This is a genomic window from Moorena sp. SIO2C4, assembly GCF_010672485.1.
Classification (GTDB): Bacteria; Cyanobacteriota; Cyanobacteriia; order Cyanobacteriales; family Coleofasciculaceae; genus Moorena; species Moorena producens.
This window is the reverse complement of record NZ_JAAHGN010000880.1, coordinates 1-3,257: the sequence shown is the minus strand read 5'-3', so window position 1 is coordinate 3,257 and position 3,257 is coordinate 1. Positions and strand designations below refer to the sequence as shown.

Here is a 3,257-nt window from a genome sequence, read left to right as displayed (position 1 = left end):
TGCAGTTTAAATGCACAACAGCTTACTACTCTCAAAGTCCCCCGCCCCCCTAACCCCCCAATACTGGGGGGAATTAGCGGATGCTTCGCTTTTTGACAGAGGGGGATTGAGGGGGCGATGTTTAAATCCTGTAGTTGACTAAGGAGATTGTGCTGGTGTCAAATAAGATCAGGTTGGAGACAATCCGCCATCGGGTCGCGATCGCTGGGCAGGTTAAAGATGCCCAAACTGAGCAGGTGATTCCCGGAGCAGTGGTCGAAATTGCCGATATGCCCGAAAGCTTGAAAAGCAAGATAGATCTGCTAGCTGGCCTGTACGGAGATGACTGGGAAAAGAGGGTCGAGCGACCTGACCGCACTCGTACCAGAGTTGACGGCTATTTTTACTTCCAGGATCTCCCTGATGGGAAATATACCTTGACGGCTTCCTTGCCAGGTACGGGTACTCGCTATAGTGCTGACCCAACCATCAAAACTATACCGCCTGGTTCTGATCCGGAATCCGATCAGACCGAGGTTGAGGTGTCAAGAGATCCAGAAACTGGTGCGATCGCGATACCTACTGTTAATTTCTATTTCCAACCAACTGCTCTCGAGGGTAACGTCACCAACAACTCAGACGATCAAGCTGTCGTTATGGCCAAAGTCGAGATTGAGGGGAGTGGTGAGTATACCTTTGCTGACAACGATGGGAACTATCTCCTGAGTGGTTTAGAAGCATCTAGGGATACATCAAGTCCTCGCCAGGTTATAGTTAAAGTTGTTGCCCAAGGCTACCAGCAAGAAACCTCTCAACTTGTAGACTTGAACCAAGGGCAAGTGACCATTCAAGATTTTTCTCTGACCAGAAAAAATGGGGTAGTAAACACCTAGTTATATCAACCGAAGAGTTAGAGAGCTTTAAAGATTTTTCTCTGACCAGAGTAAATAAACTAGGAAACACCTAGTTATATCAACCGAAGAGTTAGAGAGCTTTGCTCACATCCAGCCTTTGATTTGACTTATTCAAGGAGTAGAGAAAATGCCAACCTATTTATCGCCCGGTGTATACGTCGAGGAAGTTTCCTCCGGTTCTGCTCCAATTGTGGGAGTGGGGACCAGCACAGCAGGTTTTATCGGTGTCGTACCGGACTCGATAGACGTTCCAGAACCAAACCCTGCCTATGACCCAAGCCAAGACATAGATCCAACCAATAATCCAGCTCATATTACAAAGCCTTTTTCATCTCCTGTTACTAGTGGTGAGGTAAAGCTGTGTACTAACTTTGGTGAGTTCAAGAAGTTCTTTGGAGACTTCTCAACCGATCCAGGTCAGCGTCAGCTAGCTCACGCCGTCTATGGATTCTTTAACAACGGTGGTACTCGCTGCTATGTGGTGCGGGCAGCAGCAGAGAGTGAGATTACGGCTGACTTCCTAGAAAATACATTTGAGCCTATTGACGAAATTGCGATCGTTGCTGCCCCTGGCATTACCAACAGCAGTGTTGTCGATGCCATCATCACTCACTGTCAACAGAAGACCCAGGATCGCTTCGCTATCTTGGATAGTCAGGAAAATTTGGATGATACTTGGAAAACCATGCAACCAGGGGATGGCAATGTACCTAGCAAATCTGATTATGCCGCTTTTTACTTCCCCTGGATTCAAGTCTTCGATCCAGCCACCAACACACAGAACCCCAAAGGCGATGGTCTGCTCTATGTAGCGCCCAGTGGTCATCTCGCCGGTCTCTATGCCCGCGTCGATACACAACGAGGAGTCCACAAAGCCCCAGCGAATGAAACAATATTAGGAGCATTGGGTCTCAAGTACAACATCAGCAAAGCCCAGCAGGATGGACTCAACCCTCAAGGCATCAATTGCATCCGTAATCTCAATGGCAATATTCGAGTCTGGGGAGCACGCACCATCGGTGGTGATGCCAATGGAGAATTTAAGTACATCAACGTCCGCCGCCTGTTCAATTATCTGCGGGAATCTATTGACGAAGGTACTCAGTGGATGGTATTTGAACCCAATAATCCTGAACTTTGGGCGCAGATTACCCGTAATATTAACGCCTTCCTAACCAATGTCTGGAGTACAGGGGCTTTATTTGGGAATACACCTGAGGAAGCCTTTTACGTCAAGTGTGATGAAGAGACCAATCCCCCAGAAGTCAGAGATTTAGGTCAGGTGGTAACAGAAATTGGTGTAGCAGTGACCAAGCCAGCTGAATTTGTGATCTTCCGCCTGAGCCAGTGGGCAGGACCTAGTGGTAGCTAGGCCAGTAGGGAGTAGGGAGTAGGGAAGTAGGGAGTAGGGAGTAGGGAGTAGGGTTTTTTTGCTCAAAATCTTCCCACAGCGCGCGCCCGGGTCCCACCCCAAAGCTTACACCCCAAAGCTTACACCCCAAAGCTTACACCCCAAATCCATAGGAACAAGGAAGATCAAAGTATGGTAACTTCCCAGCAACTGACACCAGGTGTCTACCGAGAGGAGATATTCCCTAAACCAGCCCCTGGACTGTTCACAGGTGTACCTGTATTCCTAGGGTTTGCCGAGACTGGACCAATTAACTCCCCGCAGTCACTTACCCTATGGTCCCAATTCACAGAAACTTTTGGTCAGCCTCTAGCTGACGGTTACCTAGCTTATGCTGTGCGTGGGTTCTTTGAGAATGGTGGCAGCTTCTGCTTGGTTGTGCGGCTAGAAGACACAGTTTCTATCACAGAAGCACTGGGAGGACCGGGAGATGATAGTGGAGGACTAGGAGCGATCGCATCCTTGAATGAGATCGATTTGGTCTGTGTGCCAGATCTAATGCGGGGAAACCCTGACCAGGATGACGTGTTGAGGATGCAGAATGTCATCTTAGAACACTGTGATCTGCTTGGCGATCGCTTTGCCATCTTAGACTCGCTCCCTCCAGTAGCAGTACAGGTGACTCAGTCTCTAGAGAGGGTAACAGAGCAAAGGTCGAAACTGCAAGGCAAAAACGGTGCTTTGTATTATCCCTGGATTAAAGCTGAAAACGGTCCCGACTGGATGCCCCCCTGTGGTCACATTGCTGGAGTTTACGCCCGTAGCGATCAACAATTTGGCGTTCACAAAGCACCAGCCAACGAAACTATTGAAGGAATAGTGGATCTAAAGTTCAATCTGACCAATCGCGAGCAGGACATTCTCAATCCCCTTGGGGTTAATTGCCTGCGTGCCTTTCCCGGACGAGGTATTCGAGTTTGGGGAGCACGTACCCTCAGCGATGAAGCGAATTA

General features: G+C 48.8%; 3 protein-coding genes. All 3 read left to right on the top strand.

The window, feature by feature from the left end; genetic code table 11:
* The first annotated feature begins 155 nt into the window (after window positions 1-155).
* Window positions 156-872: a carboxypeptidase-like regulatory domain-containing protein gene (locus F6K20_RS30745; RefSeq protein WP_161603163.1), complete on the top strand. Its 717-nt coding sequence runs from the start codon at window positions 156-158 to the stop codon at window positions 870-872.
* A 148-nt stretch (window positions 873-1,020) separates the two neighbouring features.
* Window positions 1,021-2,265 carry a phage tail sheath family protein gene (locus F6K20_RS30740; protein WP_008184125.1) on the top strand — a complete coding sequence of 415 codons (1,245 nt, stop codon included), beginning with the start codon at window positions 1,021-1,023 and terminating at the stop codon, window positions 2,263-2,265.
* Window positions 2,266-2,436: 171 nt separating this feature from the next.
* On the top strand, window positions 2,437-3,257 hold an 821-nt coding region (locus tag F6K20_RS30735; protein WP_287297249.1), incomplete at its 3' end, for a phage tail sheath family protein.

Excerpts from the sequence above, each read along its gene's own strand:
- F6K20_RS30740 (WP_008184125.1), top strand. The coding sequence starts at position 1,021 with ATGCCAACCTATTTATCGCCCGGTGTATACGTCGAGGAAGTTTCCTCC.